The 18,651-nt window shown below is 40.6% G+C and carries 12 protein-coding genes; 7 read left to right on the top strand and 5 right to left on the bottom strand.

Features of this window, described 5'->3' with window-relative positions; translation table 11 throughout:
• Positions 1-17: 17 nt before the first annotated feature.
• The 5 genes from B9Y87_RS03700 to B9Y87_RS03680 all read right to left on the bottom strand — a co-directional run bounded on the left by B9Y87_RS03700 (position 18) and on the right by B9Y87_RS03680 (position 9,005).
• Positions 18-2,258 carry a GH92 family glycosyl hydrolase gene (locus B9Y87_RS03700; RefSeq protein ID WP_085496240.1) on the bottom strand — a complete coding sequence of 747 codons (2,241 nt, stop codon included), beginning with the start codon at positions 2,256-2,258 and terminating at the stop codon, positions 18-20.
• Between the two features lie 303 nt (positions 2,259-2,561).
• Positions 2,562-4,889, bottom strand: coding sequence for a glycoside hydrolase family 20 protein (locus B9Y87_RS03695; protein WP_085496654.1), 2,328 nt, complete (start codon positions 4,887-4,889; stop codon positions 2,562-2,564).
• A gap of 60 nt (positions 4,890-4,949) precedes the next feature.
• Positions 4,950-6,017, bottom strand: a complete 1,068-nt coding sequence (locus B9Y87_RS03690) for a carbohydrate-binding family 9-like protein (RefSeq protein WP_085496238.1) — start codon at positions 6,015-6,017, stop codon at positions 4,950-4,952.
• 56 nt (positions 6,018-6,073) lie between these two features.
• A complete protein-coding gene (locus B9Y87_RS03685) occupies positions 6,074-7,039 on the bottom strand; it encodes a glycoside hydrolase family 130 protein (RefSeq protein WP_085496236.1) in 966 nt (321 codons plus the stop codon).
• Between the two features lie 88 nt (positions 7,040-7,127).
• Positions 7,128-9,005 carry a sodium:solute symporter family protein gene (locus B9Y87_RS03680; protein WP_085496235.1) on the bottom strand — a complete coding sequence of 626 codons (1,878 nt, stop codon included), beginning with the start codon at positions 9,003-9,005 and terminating at the stop codon, positions 7,128-7,130.
• Between the two features lie 311 nt (positions 9,006-9,316).
• Between B9Y87_RS03680 and B9Y87_RS03670 the strand changes: the two genes are divergently transcribed.
• The 7 genes from B9Y87_RS03670 (at position 9,317) to B9Y87_RS03640 (ending at position 18,396) form a co-directional block, all read left to right on the top strand.
• Complete coding sequence (locus tag B9Y87_RS03670; protein ID WP_085496231.1) at positions 9,317-10,405, top strand: sensor histidine kinase; 1,089 nt, start codon at positions 9,317-9,319, stop codon at positions 10,403-10,405.
• Entirely contained in the window at positions 10,405-11,121 is a 717-nt protein-coding gene (locus tag B9Y87_RS03665) for a LytR/AlgR family response regulator transcription factor (protein ID WP_085496229.1), read from the top strand. Before B9Y87_RS03670 ends, B9Y87_RS03665 begins: the two co-directional genes overlap by 1 nt.
• A 129-nt stretch (positions 11,122-11,250) precedes the next feature.
• Positions 11,251-13,623 (top strand): PSD1 and planctomycete cytochrome C domain-containing protein, encoded by a 2,373-nt coding sequence (locus B9Y87_RS03660; protein ID WP_085496228.1) that lies wholly within the window; start codon positions 11,251-11,253, stop codon positions 13,621-13,623.
• Positions 13,624-13,625: 2 nt separating this feature from the next.
• The gene (locus B9Y87_RS03655) at positions 13,626-15,119 is read left to right on the top strand and encodes a DUF1501 domain-containing protein (RefSeq protein WP_072862643.1); all 1,494 of its coding nucleotides are present in this window, start codon (positions 13,626-13,628) and stop codon (positions 15,117-15,119) included.
• A gap of 16 nt (positions 15,120-15,135) precedes the next feature.
• Positions 15,136-17,193 carry an FN3 associated domain-containing protein gene (locus tag B9Y87_RS03650; RefSeq protein WP_085496226.1) on the top strand — a complete coding sequence of 686 codons (2,058 nt, stop codon included), beginning with the start codon at positions 15,136-15,138 and terminating at the stop codon, positions 17,191-17,193.
• Between the two features lie 92 nt (positions 17,194-17,285).
• Complete coding sequence (locus tag B9Y87_RS03645; RefSeq protein ID WP_085496224.1) at positions 17,286-17,849, top strand: YeeE/YedE family protein; 564 nt, start codon at positions 17,286-17,288, stop codon at positions 17,847-17,849.
• Between the two features lie 133 nt (positions 17,850-17,982).
• Positions 17,983-18,396: a DUF6691 family protein gene (locus tag B9Y87_RS03640; protein ID WP_085496222.1), complete on the top strand. Its 414-nt coding sequence runs from the start codon at positions 17,983-17,985 to the stop codon at positions 18,394-18,396.
• Positions 18,397-18,651: the final 255 nt, after the last annotated feature.

Genomic DNA, 18,651 nt, shown 5'->3' with positions numbered 1-18,651 from the left:
CCAGATACAATTTTGACCTATTTGTCCAATTTCAATTCCAAAGTTTTGCCGTTTACCAATTCATCATGACTTAAAAAATATCCCTTGTGCGGTTTCCCCTCAATCTTAATATTGTCAATAAACCGATGCTCCTCCGAAAAGTTTGAAATTATAGTGATTTTTTCCTGTTGGTAATAATCACTATCCAAATGTATGGTTATCTTATTAAACCTAGGTGTTGTTATGGTATAAATTGGATTTGAAGGACTTACGGGATATATCCCCATCATTGAAAAAACGGCCCAGGCAGACATAGTACCCGTATCGTCATTTCCAGGCAGTCCATCTGGAGAATTCTTATAATACGTATCCAGCAATTCTGAAACCATTTGCTGGGTCCGTCTTTCCTCTCCTTTTACATAATTGAATAAATACGGGTAGGCGATATCCGGTTCATTGGCCATATCAAAATGCCCCTTATCAAAGACATCCTGCAATCTATTTACAAAAGGTTTTGACCCGCCCATTAGTTGCATAAGACCTTTGGTGTCATGGGTGACCATAAATGAATACTGCCATGCATTGCCCTCTATAAACCCTAGATTTTTTACGAAGTTGGCCCCGTCTTCCGGGTTATAGGGGGTCAACCATGATCCATCGTCATTTTTAGGTCTTAAAAGATTAAATTCCTTGTCGAAAAGATTCCTATAAGAAATAGACCTCTTGGAGAAGCGCTGATAATCTTTCTTCTTGCCTAAGGCCTTGGCCAGTTGGGCTATGGCATAATCTGAAATATTGTACTCCTGGGTAGTAGAAACCGATCCACTATTGGTAGTTTTGGTGGTCAGATATCCCTTTTCCAAATAATCCTTTAGTCCTGGGCGAAGGGGATTATCCTGAATTTGATCTGCACTTTTTACCATTGCCATATAGGCCTTTTCCACATCAAAATCCTTTACACCCTTCAAATAGGTATCAGCGATAACAATTCCGGCCGGATCCCCAACCATAGTGGTGGTTTCCGTGGCATTCAACTCCCATTTCGGCAACCACCCACTTTCATCATAGATTTGTAGCATACTTTTTACCATATCGGATTGTTGTCTTGGATAAACCAAACTCATAAGCTGATGCAGATTACGATACGTATCCCATAAGGAAAACACGGTATATCTGGTATCCTGGGTCCTTAAAGTTTCCCTGGTTCTCATTTTAGGATAATCCCCATTATAATCATTAAGGGTACTGGGGTGTATTAATGTGTGGTACAGAGCCGTATAAAACTTGATTTTATCCTCTTCAAAACCTCCTTCTACCTCAATTTTGGACAAATATCCGTTCCAATTCTCCTTGGACTCCGCCAAAATTTGGTCAAAACTCCGCGTTGATGTTTCCTTTTCAAGATTTTCACGGGCGTTTTCAATGCTGACATAGGAAATTCCAACTTTCATTTCCACTACCGTAGGCGCTTTGAAATTATAACGCATATAGCTGCCTATACTATCGCCCACCACTTCCATGGCATATCCGGGCATTATTCTGGTCTTTCCATTATAGCCCATCCATTCCGCCTCGGCACCTTTATAGGTGGTCGGCTTTTTCCAAACCCCAAATTCGTCGGCCGGCTTAGAGAATTGTGCTACAAAATATACCGGATAGGCTTCCTCAGGTTTGTAATAGCAAAACGATCCAACAGAACGGACCCCTTCAATTTCCGTAGGTGAAACTACCTTTATAGTGGCACCTTGTTCATTGGTAAGTCCCAAGCCTAGATTTATAAGAATATTGGCATCCCCTGCCGGAAAGAAATACTTACTTACCCCTACCCTAGTGGTTGCCGTGGCCTCTACCTTTATATTATAATCATCCAAGGTATTGGAATAGTATCCTACTTTAGACACCTCATTGGAATAGGAGGTACCGTATTTTAAATAATCAACTTCAAGTTCACCTGTGGTGGGCATGGCCAAGATTACCCCCAGTTCCGGACAGCCTACCCCGCTAAGGTTAAGGTGACTAAATCCAGTTAGAAAAGTATTCTCCTTTACATATGGGGTTGACAACCATCGACTGTCTTTTTCCAAAGGTAAATTTTTAGGACCCGCCACATTAAAGGGGGATACACTCACCATACCCCTAACGGCAATAGGCCCTGGATTGGTGGTCCCGAAATTTGAAGTCCCTATAAAGGGGTTCACATAATCTACCGGTTGCTTTTGACCATAAACGCCAAGGGTGAATGCTATCAGTATCAATCCTATTTTATGTTGTAAACCCATAGTTGTTCTTTGCTATTTATGTTTGCATTGAGGGTACTTCAATCTCAAATTTACACACCCCCAGCCCCTCTCAAGAGGGGATTTTTCTGTGCCCTATTGATAAAGTTTATCCTCTCAACAAAACATATTTATTACCATTATTTTCAAAGAAATATTGAATCCAGAAATAAATCTCCTCTTCCCAAATTCTACTCCCTATGAAATCCTATTTACATTTTAATATCCGTTACCATCCCCCACTCGAAAGGGGTTAGGGGAGTGTTTACAGCGGAAGGCTAAGCGTGTGTTTTCAAAACGCCCAAACTACTCCACAACCACCTCATCTATAAACATCCAAGAGCCACCTCCTGTGGGCGGAGTACCCAAATTTGTTGCCTTTACCTTAATGTATCTAGTGGTTTGTCTCTCTATTTCGATTATAAAATCCTTTAATTCCGAACCATTGTTTGCCGCATAATCCCGTTTCACGATTCCTGCACTTTTGAAGGTTTTGCCATCATCCGAAAGGAAAACTTCCACTTGAATTGGAAAGTAGATCCCAGAACCTTGATTTTCCAAAGCACCAACAGATATTTTTTCCAATTCCGTAGGAGACTCCATATCGATCACCAATTCCATATCATCACCCAACCATCCTTGCCATTGTCCGTCGTGAAAATTTTTGGAACCGCGAACTACATTCACCATCCCCAATTCTTTGGCTCCCTGATAACTGTCGTGATATTTATTGATATAGTTTACGGGTTTCCCAACAGCTTTATGATAGGTGATCGTTTTTTCATATAAGGCACCAACAGGTTGATTTTCTTTAAAAACTTGGGCCTTAATGGTAGTCGTATTTTTGATGTCTATAGGAGTAGTATACTTTTCAGAAGCCGAAGTAATATCACTACCATCTATAGTATAGCGAATCTCTGCATTGGGGAATTCCGACATAAGGGCGATTGAAATAACTGCGTTTTCAGTATTGACCGAAGTCTCCGTAGTTACCTGATAGGCACTTTTGGCATAATTGACCCCCATAGCGCCATATCTCTTAAAAAGACTGCTTACCCTGTTTGAGAAATCGTCCCAATTTCTATTATCCTTGCTACTCCAAACAGCTTCTGCCAAGGCAGCCAAACGCGGATAGGTCATATACTCCGCTTGGTCATTGGTCGGGACGTATTCCGTCCATAAATTAGCCTGACCTCCCAAAACATGCTTGGCCTGCTCCTCACTCATCCCTTCAACCACAGGATCAAATTGATAGACCTTACTTAGCGGTAAATTACCACCCCAAGCCAAGGGCTCTGCATCTTGGTCCCCTTGGTAATAATCAAAATAACAATGTGAATTAGGGGTCATAACTACATCATGGCCGGCTTCGGAGGCCTCCAAGCCACCTTTTACCCCTCGCCAACTCATAACGGTTGCGCCCGGAGCCAAGCCACCTTCCAATATTTCATCCCAACCCAATAAAATTCTTCCCTTGGAACTTAAAAAACGTTCCATGCGCTGAATAAAGTAGCTTTGAAGTTCCTCAACATTGGCCAAGCCCTCTTTTGCCACTCTTTTTTTGCAATCAGGACATATCTTCCAATTGGTCTTGGCAGCCTCATCACCGCCTACATGAATGTATTGTGAGGGAAACAATTCCATCACCTCCAATAAAACATTCTCCAAAAACTCGAAAGTTGAATCTTTCCCAGCACAATATATTTCAGTGATGGGCCATACCCCTCCGGAAGGTACCATGATCGGATTTTGGAAACATGATAATTCAGGATAAGCCGCTATAGCGCTCATGACGTGGGCGGGCATTTCAATTTCGGGAACCACAGTTACGCCCCTGCTCTCGGCATAAGCCACAATTTCTTTAATATCTTCCTGGGTATAAAATCCACCATATGTGGTCTCAGTCCCCAATTCAGGAGTTGGTCTAGCATTCCAAGGCTTATTCTCTTGGTCCACCCTAAAGCCTCCTATTTCTGTTAATTTTGGATATTTTTTTATTTCTATACGCCAGCCTTGGTCATCTACCAAATGAAGATGTAGGGTGTTCATCTTCAGCAATGCCAATTGATCTATAGTGGCCAAAACATAGTTCTTGTCGAAAAAATGCCTAGAAACATCCAACATAAAACCTCGCCATTTAAAACGAGGACTATCCTTTATTTCCACATGGGGAATATCCCAATTAATATTGGCAACCACGCTTTTACTTTCTATGGCAACCGGAAGTAATTGTCTAATCGTTTCCAAACCATACAAGAATCCATTATAACCTTGGGCCTCAATAATCACCTGATCATCCGTTACTTTTAGATTGTAGTCCTCCTCGGCCAAGGACGGATCTATGGATAATAGTACAAAATTCCTACTAGGCACCGTCTCTACCACTTCCAATTTCCATCCGGCTGCCGAAACAAATTTATTTTGCAATGCTTCTAGGACATGGGCTTTATCCTTCTCCACCACCAATTTGGTGTCCTTGGTAAACCTAAATGCCCCTTGGTTAAATTTCATTTCCAAAGGTTTGGGAACAATACTTAGATCATTCTCCGTAAAAATAGTTTTGCTCTCCTCTCCACACCCCATCAGGAGAACTAGCAGAATCACTAAAAAGCTTTGAATTATTGTCTTTTTCATTTTACTCCCTTTATTCATTTCCATTGACCAGCCCTATAGTTTGTATTACGATATCATTTTTTATTTATCCACACTACGAAATTCCCCATCTTCCTTGATAGTCAATATTTTACCGGTAAATGGACTTTTTACCCAAATATTATATCCAAACCGATGCTTGTCCAGGTTTGGCTTAACAGTCTTGTCCAGAATAGTCTTGGGCATTTCCACCAATTTTTCAGCGTCCTTTTTCCCTTGTAAAACTCCCCTGTAAAGCGAATACAAGTGCCATTTTATATAATCGTCCTTAGGAATGTTGAAATTGGCCTTTCCACCGGCCTCTTCGGATGAAAAATATACATAGCCCCAATGCTCCGGTTCATGCATATTAATAACTCCCTGAGGCGACCACACCCAGTTATATTCGGGCATAAACTTGCCGTTATCATCCTTTTTCCTGGAGTACCGTCCATCCGTTAGATCAAATTTCCAATTTACCCTGGAGAAGTTGACCCTCCAAAAATCGTTCTCGGGTACTTTGCCGTTACTGCTGGCTTCCGTGATCACCTTCCATGGAATGGCTATTTCCACCGTCCAGCCCTTGTCCAAATCGGATGAATTATTCAGTGTACCATCAATACTTACCGCCGATTTCACCCCTTGTATATCCCAACTATCCACTACTTTGCCATGGTTCCTATACGGCTTGGTCAAAAACAAATCCCAAAGTGTATTATGGGCATTCATTTCATATTCATAATAATTGTGGGTATCCCCGTCCGGGTCTATAAAAATCTCAAAATCATTATTGTAGAAAATAACGGTGTCCCGTTCTTTTAAGGTAGCCCATACATGAGGCTCCTCCATTTCCGCAAAAACATAAAGGTACTCATTGTCCCATAGCATTTTCATCCTGGTCCTGTAATCAGGTATCAGTTTTCCTTCGATATCGATATAATCCTGTGACCAAGGTGCTTTTTGCCAAGAGGCATCATCCGCCTTCCCATCTATGGCCAGTGCTTCACTTGCCTTAAAAGCAATGTAGTTTCTTGGTACCTGCTCCTGACTACTTAGCGTGGTAAAACCAGTGCATAATAGCAAAAGAGCCAATAACCAGGTTCTGATTTGGATGGAAAAAGTGGTCTTCATATTTTAATTTTTATAATTTTTATTTTTAAAGCACGATCCCTGCGAAAAAACACGGATTACAAACTATTCTCCTTCGTGAATTTCACAATTTCGGATATACGTCCAAAGGCCAAACCGGTAACGGTATCAGCCGCCCCATAATAAATGGCAACCTTGTCCTCTTCGATTGAATGCAGTGCGGCACATGGAAACACTACGTTGGGCACATCGCCCACACATTCATAATTGGTCTGTGGAGATAATAAATAAGGCTTGGTTCTATATAGTACCTGATCTGGACGATCCTTGTCCAAAATAGCCGCTCCCATGGAATACCTAAATCCGTTACAGGTATTTATGACCCCATGGTAAAAGGTCAACCAACCCTCATCGGTCAGTATAGGAATTGGTCCTGCCCCAATTTTGGTGCACTGCCACGCACTATCCACAAAAGGGGTCACCTTCATTACACATCGGTGTTCCCCCCAATATTTCATATCTGGACTATAACTAATGTATATATCTCCAAATGGGGTATGCCCATTATCACTTGGGCGACTCAACATGGCATATTTACCATCTATTTTCTCAGGAAATAATACGCCATTCCTATTAAAGGGCAAAAAGGCGTTTTCACATTGAAAAAACTCCTTAAAATCGAAGGTATACCCTATACCTATGGTTGGACCGTTGTATCCGTTGCACCAGGTTATCCAATACCTATCCTCAATAAATACCACCCTAGGGTCATATTTATAGTCAGATTCGATCATATCGGTATTTCCGGCCTGAAACTCAATGGGCTCATGGTTAATATCCCAATCTATCCCATTCTTACTAAAACCGGCAAAAATATTCATTTGCACCGCTTTGTTATCACAACGGAAGACCCCGGCAAAGCCATCTTGAAATGGTACTACAGCGCTATTAAAAATACTGTTGGAAGAAGGAATTGCGTCTCTCTTAACCACAGGGTTCTCCGTATATCTCCAAACTACATCTGCACTATGGGCAGGCCTTTCTTGCCATGGAATGTTCCTCACTTTATTCTGATTTATAAATTATAATTAAACTTTTTTATCCCTAATTTAAACTATTCAAAAAATTGATCAAGGGCATATCAATTTTATTCTAATTGGGTATTTTCCTAACCCTATCCAACCAAGTGAATTTTAAAATTGTGGAAGTGATGCCGAAAACAACCAATGCAATGATCGCTTTAGGGTAATCCCTGATCATAAAATAAATGGGGAGCACTATCATACTGGACTGCCAAACAATACCAATGGCACAGTTCATCATATCCAACCAAAACTCATTGTTCTTTTCAAAGGTGGGATCTTCTGCTTTCAATTCCTTATATATCGGATTCCACCAACCCCAAGGTTTCACATTTTTGTAAAAGGATTTTAATACTTCCTTGTCTGTTGCAGGGCTAAAATAGGTTCCTAAAAACGAACCCAACATGGAAACCCCAAAAATAATAGGGAACAGGTATATGGCATGTACATGGGAAAGATCGTACAACATACTACCCTCGGTAAAATTGCCCTTGTTGTTATCCAGTACAAATTGCAGGGAAGCAATAACCAAACCGGACAACATTCCCCAAAAATAGCCCCAGCCGTTAAATCGCCACCAGATCCATTTTAAAAAATTGGCCGCAACATAGCCCCCAAAAAGGGCACTTGTTATCCAAAGTGTCAAAGAATTGATGGAATCTGCGAAAAACCCCATAATAACACCTAAAATCACCACCAAAAAAGACGCTATATGACTTACTTTAATATAATGCTTGTGCGATGCTTCCGGCCTAAAGTATTTTTTATAAATATCATTGACCAAATAAGCGGGGCCGGCATTCACAAAGGCAGAGAAAGTTGACATAAAAGCTGCGAGCAAGCCCGCCAACAACAAGCCCTTTATTCCTACAGGCACATGAAAGTTGATTACCTTAGGCAGAAGAACCTCCAATTCTGCGCCCGTAAGTCCAGGGTTAACGATCATCTCCGGGGTTAATACCACCAAGGCAATGACCACGATACCGGTTATTAGCAAATACCTCGGAATAAACAACACCAAATTGGTAAACCCACTCATATATGCCGCATCTTTGACCGTTCTGGTAGACAATATTCTCTGAAGATCATAACTAGGTGTTGGTCCGGCAATACTGGCAAAGAAACCTTTAAATAGGGTCATCCCTATCAAGGCCCCGAACATCTTATAACCTTCGGAATCGATCAAATCATTAAATGCCTGAAATTCCTGGTCCCAATGAGTTCCCAATTCCCAACCGAAAAATACGTTTTTCCATTCGGCGCTTATTACCGAATTGATCTCTACATCTGAAAAAGCAAAAAAAGCATAGCCCGCTACAAGTACACCCGCAATAACCATGATGATATATTGCAGTACTTCTGTAGCTACCACAGAGAACATCCCTCCCTTTACAGTATAGATCGTGGTTAAAAATATGATAATCATGGCATAGGACTGTTCGGAGGTCAACAAAACCATCTCCCCTATATGCAAAGCCATATCCCATGGTAAAATAATAGTCAAAAACTTACCAACACCTTCAAAAAAATAGGCAATAAATCCTACGGCGGCAACTATGGCAAATACGGCCACTATACTGTGGGAGGCCCGTCCAGCCCTATCGTCGCCAAAGCGGGTAAGTATCCATTCCGATCCAGTCATAATATTGGATCGTCTGATCCAAACGGCCAAAAACATCATAACAAAGATTTGGTTCCAAATTGGCCATAACCACATGAACATAAAACTTTTGACCCCGTACAGAAATAAAATCCCTACCATCCAGGCAGTACCGGAAACATCGAACATACCGGAACCATTACTTAGCCCCAAATAATACCATTTTATATTGTTTCCCCCCAAAAAATACGACTTCAACCCTTGGGATGCCTTTTTTGAAACCCAAATACCCACAAAGAGGGTCAGAATTATATAGGCTACAATAATTACTACATCAATTACATCCATTCAAATAAATTTTTAGAGTTGAAGCAAAAAGTTCGTCAACCTGTGTGTTTTTTTTTATTTTTTAAAGTTAAAAAACACCACATCCCTGTGTTTTTTCATTCCATGGGCAACAACTCTTATTTTTTTTTATAAATTCCCCAAATTTTCAAGTCGGCTTGAGGGGTAATTCATAAAATAAACAAAAACCAACCAGTTGATTCCACTTACCTGAATTAAATATTTGATATTTTTTTCAGGAAATGGAATAAATTTAGACCAACAACCAACCCGTAAAGCCAAACGCCTTATTTTAGAAATTAAGACTGTTTTCAATGATAATACCAATCAAAACCCTGAATCATAAATTACTTGGTAGAAATAGTTCCGGTGAATTCAATATAAATTACAGGCACCATATTATTTTTTGGGCCGTATATATCCTCTTTAATATATTCCGTTGGGGAAATCTACACCAGGATTTTGCCTACTCCATAAAAACCAACCTATTGGGTTTCCCAATACATATGGCCTTGGCATACTTCAATATTTATTTTTTGATGCCCAAATTCGTTTACACCAAACGTTATATCACATATACTTTTTTACTCCTGGCCTCTTTGTTCGTAGGTCTATTGGTAAAATTCAACCTCACTTATTATTTGGTAAGCAATAACGTAATGCCAGAAGCGGGGGACGTTGAAAGCCTTACTTTGAATTACGCCATTGTTACCATGTTGGGAGAACTTTATGTAATGTCGTTTGTAACGGCCATTAAAATTACAGTAGACTGGTTAAATGAAAACAGCAAACTTCACGAACTGGAAAAAAGGCAGTTGACCACGGAATTAAAATTTTTAAGGTCGCAGGTTTCACCACATTTCTTCTTTAACACGTTAAACAACATATATTCCCTAACTTTAGAAAAATCGGACAGGGCACCACAGTTGGTCCTAAGGTTATCAGAATTAATGCGTTACTTGCTGTACGCAACGGACAAACCCTATCAGGATCTGTCGAAAGAAATTGAATGCATCCAAAACTATATTGATTTGGAGCGTATCCGATTTGACAATTCCTTACAAATTGACATGAATATTTCTGGCGATATTGAAGGAAAGGGAATTGCTCCCATGCTATTAATGCCCTTTATAGAAAACAGTTTTAAACATGGAGCCAGTAAAAACATTGGCAATATGTACATAAAAATAAATTTGGAAGTTGTGGACAACATCCTGAATTTTGAAATCAGTAATAGTATTCCTCAAAATAAGTCGCGCAGCACAATAAATCCGGAAGTTGGTGGGATTGGACTTTCCAATGTAAAAAAACGTTTGGAATTAGGCTACAAACCCAAAGATTACAATCTGTCTATCTTTGAAAAGGACAAAATGTTTAACGTTATTCTTAAATTAAAGGTGTAATGAGTTTTAAGGTTATAATTATTGACGATGAACCACTGGCAATCAACATATTAAAAAACTATGCGGAACAGATTAAGGAACTGGAGTTGGTTCAAACCTTCACCAACGCAATTGACGCTTCTACTTTTTTACAAAGAAATGAAGTAGACATTGTATTTCTAGATATCAATATGCCTATTATGAACGGCCTTGATCTCCTTGGCAGTGTGAATTCAAAAGCTATGGTCGTAATGACAACGGCCCATGAAGATTATGCCCTCAAAAGTTTTGAATTGGAAGCCATAGACTATTTGGTGAAACCCATACCCTTCCACAGATTTTTAAAGACCGTTAATAGAATAATTAATTTAAAGGAAGGTACTCCCAAAACAGAATTGACTGGCACCAATGACAATCCCAGTATTTTCGTAAAGGTAGATAAGAAGAAGTTGCAAAAAATTTATTTAGATGACATTATTATCATTGAAAGCCTAAAAGATTATATCAGGATAAAGACCAAGGCCAACAAATATATTATTCATAAGACCTTGAGCAGTTTTACCGAAGAACTTCCTGCAGACAAATTTATCAGAATACATAGGTCCTATACCGTGGCCATCAACAAGATAGATGCCATTGAAGGCAACAGCCTGGAAGTACAGGGCATTAGGTACACTATTGGCCGTAGTTACTTGAACGAAGTTAAAAGCAAAATTCTACATGACGATATGGAATAAACCTTCCTAATTACAGTTTATTCTCTTTTTTTGGCTGCATTTAGCTACCATGGATGGTCATTTGTCGAAATTTACCGTTAAACAATTGTAAACTAGTTAATTTAGAATATATAATCCATCTACAACCTTATGTTGGCCAAACCTATAAGTAATTACTTTAACCACTCCTTAAATGGGCTGTATACGCTACTGGTATTCATTCCTGTTTGGATCTCCTTTAGCTGCAACTCTGGAGTGCAGACCTCAGAAACGGCGGCTAACAATGAGATGAACGGGAGGGTTCCGGATAAAATAGACTTTACTTTTCACGTAAAACCAATCCTATCGGATAGATGCTTCAAATGCCACGGTCCCGATAAAAATGCCATAGAGGGCGGACTATCCTTGAACACGGCCGAAGATGCCTATATGGCCTTGGGTAAAAAGAAGGACCACTATGCCATTGTTCCCGGCGATGTTGAAAAAAGTGAATTGGTCAATAGGATATACACCACAGACGAATCCTTAATGATGCCGCCTCCAGAATCCAACCTTACCCTAACCAAGTACGAAAAGGAGATTTTAAAAAAATGGATAGATCAAGGAGCCGAATACAAGGAACATTGGGCATTTATTGCACCAAAAAAGCCAATTGTACCAAAAACCATCAATGCCAACTGGGCCCAAAATGAAATTGACCAGTTTGTTTTGGCTCAACTGGAACAAAACGGTCTGCAACCCAGTGAAAAAGCTACAAAAGAAAAATTGCTAAGAAGAGTATTCTTCGACCTAACCGGGCTTCCACCAAGCGTGGAACAGATAAACAACTTCATCAACAACGACTCCCCCACTGCCTATGAGGAAACTATAGATTCCCTTTTAAATACTATGGACTACGCAGAGCACATGTCCGCTGAATGGATGGATATTGCCCGATATGCGGACACTCATGGATATCAGGACGATTTTGAACGAATCATGTGGCCATGGCGCGATTGGGTAATTCACGCCTTTAAACAGAACATGCCCTATGACCAATTCGTCACCTATCAATTGGCGGGAGACCTCATGCCCAACGCCAATGCCGAACAGATTCTTGCCACAGGCTTTAACAGGAATCATAAGATTACCTTTGAGGGCGGGGTTATTCCTGAGGAATATCGCATTGAATATGTAGAAGACAGGACAGTGACCTTTGGCACCGCTTTCCTGGGCCTAACTTTTGAATGTGCCCGCTGCCATGATCACAAATATGACCCCATAAGTCAAAAAAACCACTTCGAACTGTTCAGTTTCTTCAATAATATTGATGAATTGGGATTAACACCAGGTGGGGCCGGAAAAATTCCAAAGCCATATATGACCATTACAGAAAAAGAAAAGAATGGTGTATTAAGCTTTGTTCAGCTCCAAAAATCCGCCATGAAGGAAGTTCCGGTCATGATCATGAACGAAATGGAGGAAATTAGACCATCCTACATCCTGAACAGAGGCGTTTACGACCAGCCTACTACCCAGGTATACCCCAACACCCCCGAATCCATACTCCCTTTCCCTGAGGAATATCCCAAAAACCGATTGGGGCTGGCAAAATGGCTTTTCCATGAAGACAACCCTTTAACTGCCAGGGTCACCGTGAATAGATTTTGGCAACGCATGTTCGGTACTGGCTTGGTGGCATCTTCCTTCGATTTTGGCAATCAGGGCTCATTGCCAACACATCCCGAATTGCTAGACTTTCTTGCCATTAAATTAAAGGAAGAAGGTTGGGATTCAAGAAAAATATTAAAATATATGGCCCTTTCGGCTACTTATCAACAAAGTACCAAGATATCCAAAGAATTACAGGAATTAGACCCGGAAAACAGGCTTTTGGCACGCGCTCCAAGATTAAGGTTAACAGCCGAATTAATAAGGGACCAAGCCTTGAAGATCAGCGGATTGCTCAACACGGAAGTGGGAGGACCAAGCGTTAAGCCCTATCAACCCGCCGGTATTTGGGAGGCCACTACCGGAGGTGGCGGAGGAAGCACGGCTACCTATATTACCAGCACCGGAAAAGATCTATATAGAAAAAGTTTATATACCTTTTGGAAACGGACTGTTCCCCCACCCAGTATGATGACATTTGATGCGGCATCCAGGGATCTATGTACCGTTAAACGTCAAGAAACAAATACTCCGTTGCAAGCATTGGTATTGTTGAACGACCCCCAAATCATTGAGGCATCAAGGCTCATTGCAAAAAATGCCATTGATCGTAATAAAGAAATTAATGATCAAATAAAGTACATTTTTAAACTGGCTACGTCCAGATCTCCGGATGAAGAAGAATTGTCCATGTTGAACAATTATTACAATAGCATGCTCCAAAAGGTGGATGAAGAAGGTATAGACCCAAAGGACTATCTGTCCATTGGAGATTACGAAATAGATAGTTCCTATTCCAAAAATCAATTGGCCGCATTGGCATTAACGGCACATACTATTTTAAATTTAGACGAAACTATAACCAGGGGTTGATCATGAGCGAAAAAAAAATTATAGAAGAACGATCCTTGATTTTAAACCGAAGGTCCTTTTTAGGCAAAACGGCCTTAGGGGTAGGTGGGGTAGCCTTGGCATCCCTTTTAGGTGCCAACCTCTTTAGAAAGGATGAAAATGGCCTACTTACCAAGGATGATAGCTTGGAAGGGGTTAAAGGAATTTTAAATTCGTTGCATCACCCTGCCAAAGTTAAAAGGGTAATCTATTTGTTTCAAAGTGGGGGACCTTCCCAACTGGAACTTTTTGACTATAAACCACTATTGAACAAAAGGCGGGGGGAAGATCTCCCGGAATCTATCCGAAACGGACAGCGCCTTACGGGGATGACTGCCGGACAGGATAAATTTCCCTTGGTCGGTTCCCTGCACAATTTTAGCCAGCACGGTAAAAACGGCACCTACATAAGTGATATTCTGCCCTATACTGCCAAAATGGTCGATGAGCTATGTATTATAAAATCAATGTATACTGAGGCCATCAACCACGATCCCGCGGTAACGTTCTTCCAGACCGGCTCCCAACAACCGGGAAGGCCCAGTATTGGTTCTTGGCTAAGCTATGGTCTGGGAAGTGAAAATGAAAACCTCCCTGCATTCACAGTCCTATTGTCCAGGGGTACCGGAAGACCCAACGGACAACCACTATATACCAGGTTATGGGGAAATGGTTTTTTACACTCCCTGCACCAAGGTGTTCAATTTAGGGCAGCCAAGGATCCCGTTCTATATCTGAACGATCCCAAGGGCATTACCAAAGAGGTTAAACGCGAAATGTTGGACAATTTGGCGGCATTGAACGACAAGCATTATCAAGATTCCGGTGATCCTGAAATAAAAAGTAGAATTGCCCAATATGAAATGGCATACAGGATGCAAACCTCGGTCCCCAATGTAATGGATACTGCCAATGAACCTGATTATATCTATGAAATGTACGGGCCCGAAGCAAAAATTCCCGGAACCTATGCAGCAAATTGCCTTTTGGCAAGAAGATTGGCGGAGCAAGACGTACGTTTTATCCAATTATACCATATGGGTTGGGACCAGCATGACAATCTTCCAGGGGCCATAGCCAAACAGGCCAAAGATGTGGACCAAGCCTCTGCAGCTCTGGTAGCCGATCTAAAACAGCGTGGATTATTGGAGGATACCCTGGTGATTTGGGGAGGAGAATTTGGAAGGACCAATTATTCTCAAGGTCTTTTAACAGATACCAATTACGGCAGGGACCATCATCCAAGATCCTTCACTATTTGGATGGCCGGAGGAGGTATTAAACCCGGAATCGTCTATGGAGAAACAGATGATTTTGGATACAATATTGTTAAGGATCCGGTGCACGTTCACGATTTTCAAGCAACTATGTTGCATTTATTGGGAATAGACCATGAGAAATTAACTTATAAATACCAGGGAAGAAGGTTTAGATTAACAGACGTGGAAGGCCATATTGTAAAGGATATCCTAACCTAAACTTATAAACCAAAAAATGATACTACAGATTATAAGCCTTGGTCGCCTTCATCCCCTTTTGGTACATTTGCCAATTGGCATTCTTGTATTGGCCTTTCTAATGGAACTATACTTTAGAAAGAAAGATTCCGAAACAGAGAACAATATTATCATTTTCACCCTTGCCATTGCTGCTTTGAGTTCAGTCCTATCAGTAGCCAGTGGTTGGTTATTGGGTGAGAATGGGGGTTATGATGAAACCTTGTTGTTTAGACATCGATGGATGGCCGTTGGATTGGCCATAGGCAGTGTCCTTTTATATTTTATTAAAAAGTACCCCAAGACCTGGTCAAAAAATATGTACCTACCCCTATTTATCTGCGTAATGGCATTATTGGGCCTAACCGGGCATTATGGAGGCAGTATGACCCATGGGGAGGACTATCTGTACAAAAATGAAAAAGCGAAAAAGGTAGTTATAACAGACGTTGACAATGCTTTGGTATTCAATGACATCATAATGCCAATTCTGGATGATAAGTGTGTAAGTTGCCACAACCCCAACAAGGTTAAGGGAGGCTTAATTATGACCTCCAAAGAGCAACTACTTTTAGGGGGAGAATCTGGCAGCTTATTGGTTGCCAAAAAGGGCGAAGATCCCAGATTGATACACCACATTAAATTGCCCATGGAAGACGATGACCATATGCCCCCAAAGGGCAAGGTACAGTTAACCAATCAGGAAATTCAATTGTTGGAATGGTGGATTGGTCATGAAAATTGTTTTGACTGTGTGGCCGGGACTTTGGATAAAACCGAAAAGATCAACACCATTTTAAATTCTTTGGAGGAAGATACCACTACCAGGGCACTAATTGCAAAAAAAGTAGCAATGGTTCCCGAAGACTGGTTGGCTGCCATAAACATCAATGGACCAATGGTCACAAAATTGGCAGAAAATAACCCCCTATTAATTGCCAACTTGTCCGGCAATAAAAGTTTGGAAAAAAAGGATTTAAAAGCATTAAAAGAGTATGCAGAAAACATTGTTGAACTCAATTTGGGCAACTCCAATTTCAATGACACCATTTCTTCATACCTCAATTCCTTCAAAAACCTCACCAAACTACAACTGCAAAATACCAAGATCACGGATAAATCCATGGAAGTTATTGGGGATTTGGAACACCTGGAGTCCCTAAATATTTATGGAACCGATATTACGGATCTGGGTCTAGAAAAGTTGACCGCACTTAAAGGGTTAAAAACTTTATATCCATGGAATTCCATGATCACCAAAGAAGCATTGGATAGCTTTAGCAGCAAACATATCAATGTTAATGTCGTAAGTATCAGCGAGGATCTTTTTACGCCATCCAGCTTGGATGCACCATCCATAATTGCCGATACGGATTTCTTCAAGGATTCAATTGAAGTGACCCTGGATTATTTTTTTAAGGGAGTGGACCTCTACTACACCTTGGATGGTTCAGAACCAGATACCACTTCAACCAGGTATAATGCCCCCATTGTACTTACTGCCTCTACCCTGCTAAAAGCTGTTAGCCATAAACCGGGGTGGGAATTAAGTCCCGTAAAAACCGTCAGTTTTAAAAAATCGAATATTCTGCCCAATTCCATTACCCTAAGCAACAAACCCAACGAAAAATACAAGGGAAATGGCGGAAACACCTTGATAGATCTAAAAAGAGGGAGCAGCAACTTTGTAGACGGCAATTGGATAGGATATGAAGGCAGTAGTTTTGCCGCCACTCTAAAACTGCAAAAAGAGGAATTGATATCTACGGTATCGGTCGGGGCATTTTCCTCTCCCGAGAAGTGGATTTTTTACCCTAAGGGCTTCAAAGTATGGGTATCACAGGATGGACAAAATTTTAAGCTTGTCCACACTGAAAACCTTCCAACGGAAAAACCGAACTCGGATACCAAATTCCAATTTTTCGATCTTAACATACCCCCAACCAAATCTACGTACGTTAAAGTAGAAGTAATAAGTCAACTTAAAAACCCATCCTGGCATCCAAACCCCGGAGGAAAAAGTTGGTTATTTGTAGACGAGATAGTCCTGAATTAAAATAATGGAAATTGAAGCTCCAAAATCCCTTGTGTAACAATTGTTACAAAGAGAATTTTAGATAACTTTATATTTGCGTCTTAATAAATAATATGGACTATATACTTCAACCGTGGCCATGGTATGTGTCTGGGCCTTTGATTGCCCTTGTAATGCTTATTTTGGTGTATTTCGGCAAAACTTTTGGCATGTCCTCCAATTTACAGACACTTTGCAGCATTGGTGGTGCTGGTAAATTTTCGGACTATTTCCGGTTGGATTGGAAGGCCCAGCGCTGGAATCTGACCGTAGTTCTTGGAGCAATCCTAGGTGGATTTATAGCTACCCAATATTTGTCCGATGGTTCCGCCATTGCGTTGAGCGCCGAAACCATTTCGGACCTAAAAGAATTGGGATTCAATAATGCCGGGGAAATGCTTTTACCCCCCGAAATTTATAGTTGGGAAAATGTGTTGAGCTTAAAAGGGATTGCGATATTGGTCATTGCAGGTTTTTTAGTGGGCTTTGGTACCAGATATGCCGGAGGGTGTACTTCAGGTCATGCCATAACCGGTCTAAGCAACCTTCAACTGCCTTCCCTGATAGCTGTAATAGGTTTTTTTGTGGGCGGCCTAATAATGACCTTCTTTATTCTGCCCTTAATTTTTGGATCTTAAAATCGAAAATTAATAAATACAACGTCTTTAGGACAGGATAAATATTCGATTATAAAGTTATAGTAACAACAATTAAAAATAAACTTAAGGTTGGAGAAATTGATCTCGCCAAAAAGTACATAATATAAACAAAATGAAATTCTTAAAATTCTTGTTGGTAGGTATCTTTTTCGGGATAGTACTGGTAAAATCGGAAGCCGTATCCTGGTACCGTATCTATGAAATGTTCAAATTTCAGGCCTTTCATATGTACGGAATAATTGGGTCTGCAGTGTTTTTGGGTGTTCTATTTATTTGGCTCTTTAAAAAATTCAGGATAAAAAGTATTGAAGGCAAAGACATAGATTTGGCTCCAAAAGATAAAGGGCTTGCAAGGTATATCCTTGGTGGTACCATCTTTGGATTTGGTTGGGCATTGGCAGGGGCCTGCCCAGGACCTATGTACATTTTGGTAGGTACTGGTGTTTTTAGTATGTTTATTGTAATTGCAGCTGCCCTATTGGGCACTTTCACCTACGGCCTACTCCAGAAGAAATTGCCACATTAATTCTATAGGTATAGACCAACATTGTGGAGATCTTTTATCTATACCCACAAACCTAATTTATTAAATTATTTATAGGAAAACGGATATACCCAAACTGCTTCTAGCATCAGTACGCCATTGGGCTTATAAAAAAAAGTATTAAACCTCAGGACAAGCCCTGAACCCAATAATAGGAATCGACGAAAAAGGCGGGATTAGTTCAACTTGCAATTTTCAGTGCATCTTACTGACTTCTCAAAATTGAGTTTCACTAAT

It is taken from the genome of Arenibacter troitsensis, assembly GCF_900177645.1.
Lineage (GTDB): Bacteria > Bacteroidota > Bacteroidia > Flavobacteriales > Flavobacteriaceae > Arenibacter > Arenibacter troitsensis.
The sequence above is the reverse complement of the archived record's forward strand: the minus strand, read 5'-3'. Positions and strand labels throughout refer to the sequence as shown.

Coding starts and splice junctions, on each gene's coding strand:
- B9Y87_RS03700 (WP_085496240.1), bottom strand. CDS start 2,258: ATGGGTTTACAACATAAAATAGGATTGATACTGATAGCATTCACCCTT.
- B9Y87_RS03695 (WP_085496654.1), bottom strand. CDS start 4,889: ATGAAAAAGACAATAATTCAAAGCTTTTTAGTGATTCTGCTAGTTCTC.
- B9Y87_RS03690 (WP_085496238.1), bottom strand. CDS start 6,017: ATGAAGACCACTTTTTCCATCCAAATCAGAACCTGGTTATTGGCTCTT.
- B9Y87_RS03680 (WP_085496235.1), bottom strand. CDS start 9,005: ATGGATGTAATTGATGTAGTAATTATTGTAGCCTATATAATTCTGACC.
- B9Y87_RS03670 (WP_085496231.1), top strand. CDS start 9,317: ATGATAATACCAATCAAAACCCTGAATCATAAATTACTTGGTAGAAAT.
- B9Y87_RS03665 (WP_085496229.1), top strand. CDS start 10,405: ATGAGTTTTAAGGTTATAATTATTGACGATGAACCACTGGCAATCAAC.
- B9Y87_RS03660 (WP_085496228.1), top strand. CDS start 11,251: ATGTTGGCCAAACCTATAAGTAATTACTTTAACCACTCCTTAAATGGG.
- B9Y87_RS03655 (WP_072862643.1), top strand. CDS start 13,626: ATGAGCGAAAAAAAAATTATAGAAGAACGATCCTTGATTTTAAACCGA.
- B9Y87_RS03650 (WP_085496226.1), top strand. CDS start 15,136: ATGATACTACAGATTATAAGCCTTGGTCGCCTTCATCCCCTTTTGGTA.
- B9Y87_RS03645 (WP_085496224.1), top strand. CDS start 17,286: ATGGACTATATACTTCAACCGTGGCCATGGTATGTGTCTGGGCCTTTG.
- B9Y87_RS03640 (WP_085496222.1), top strand. CDS start 17,983: ATGAAATTCTTAAAATTCTTGTTGGTAGGTATCTTTTTCGGGATAGTA.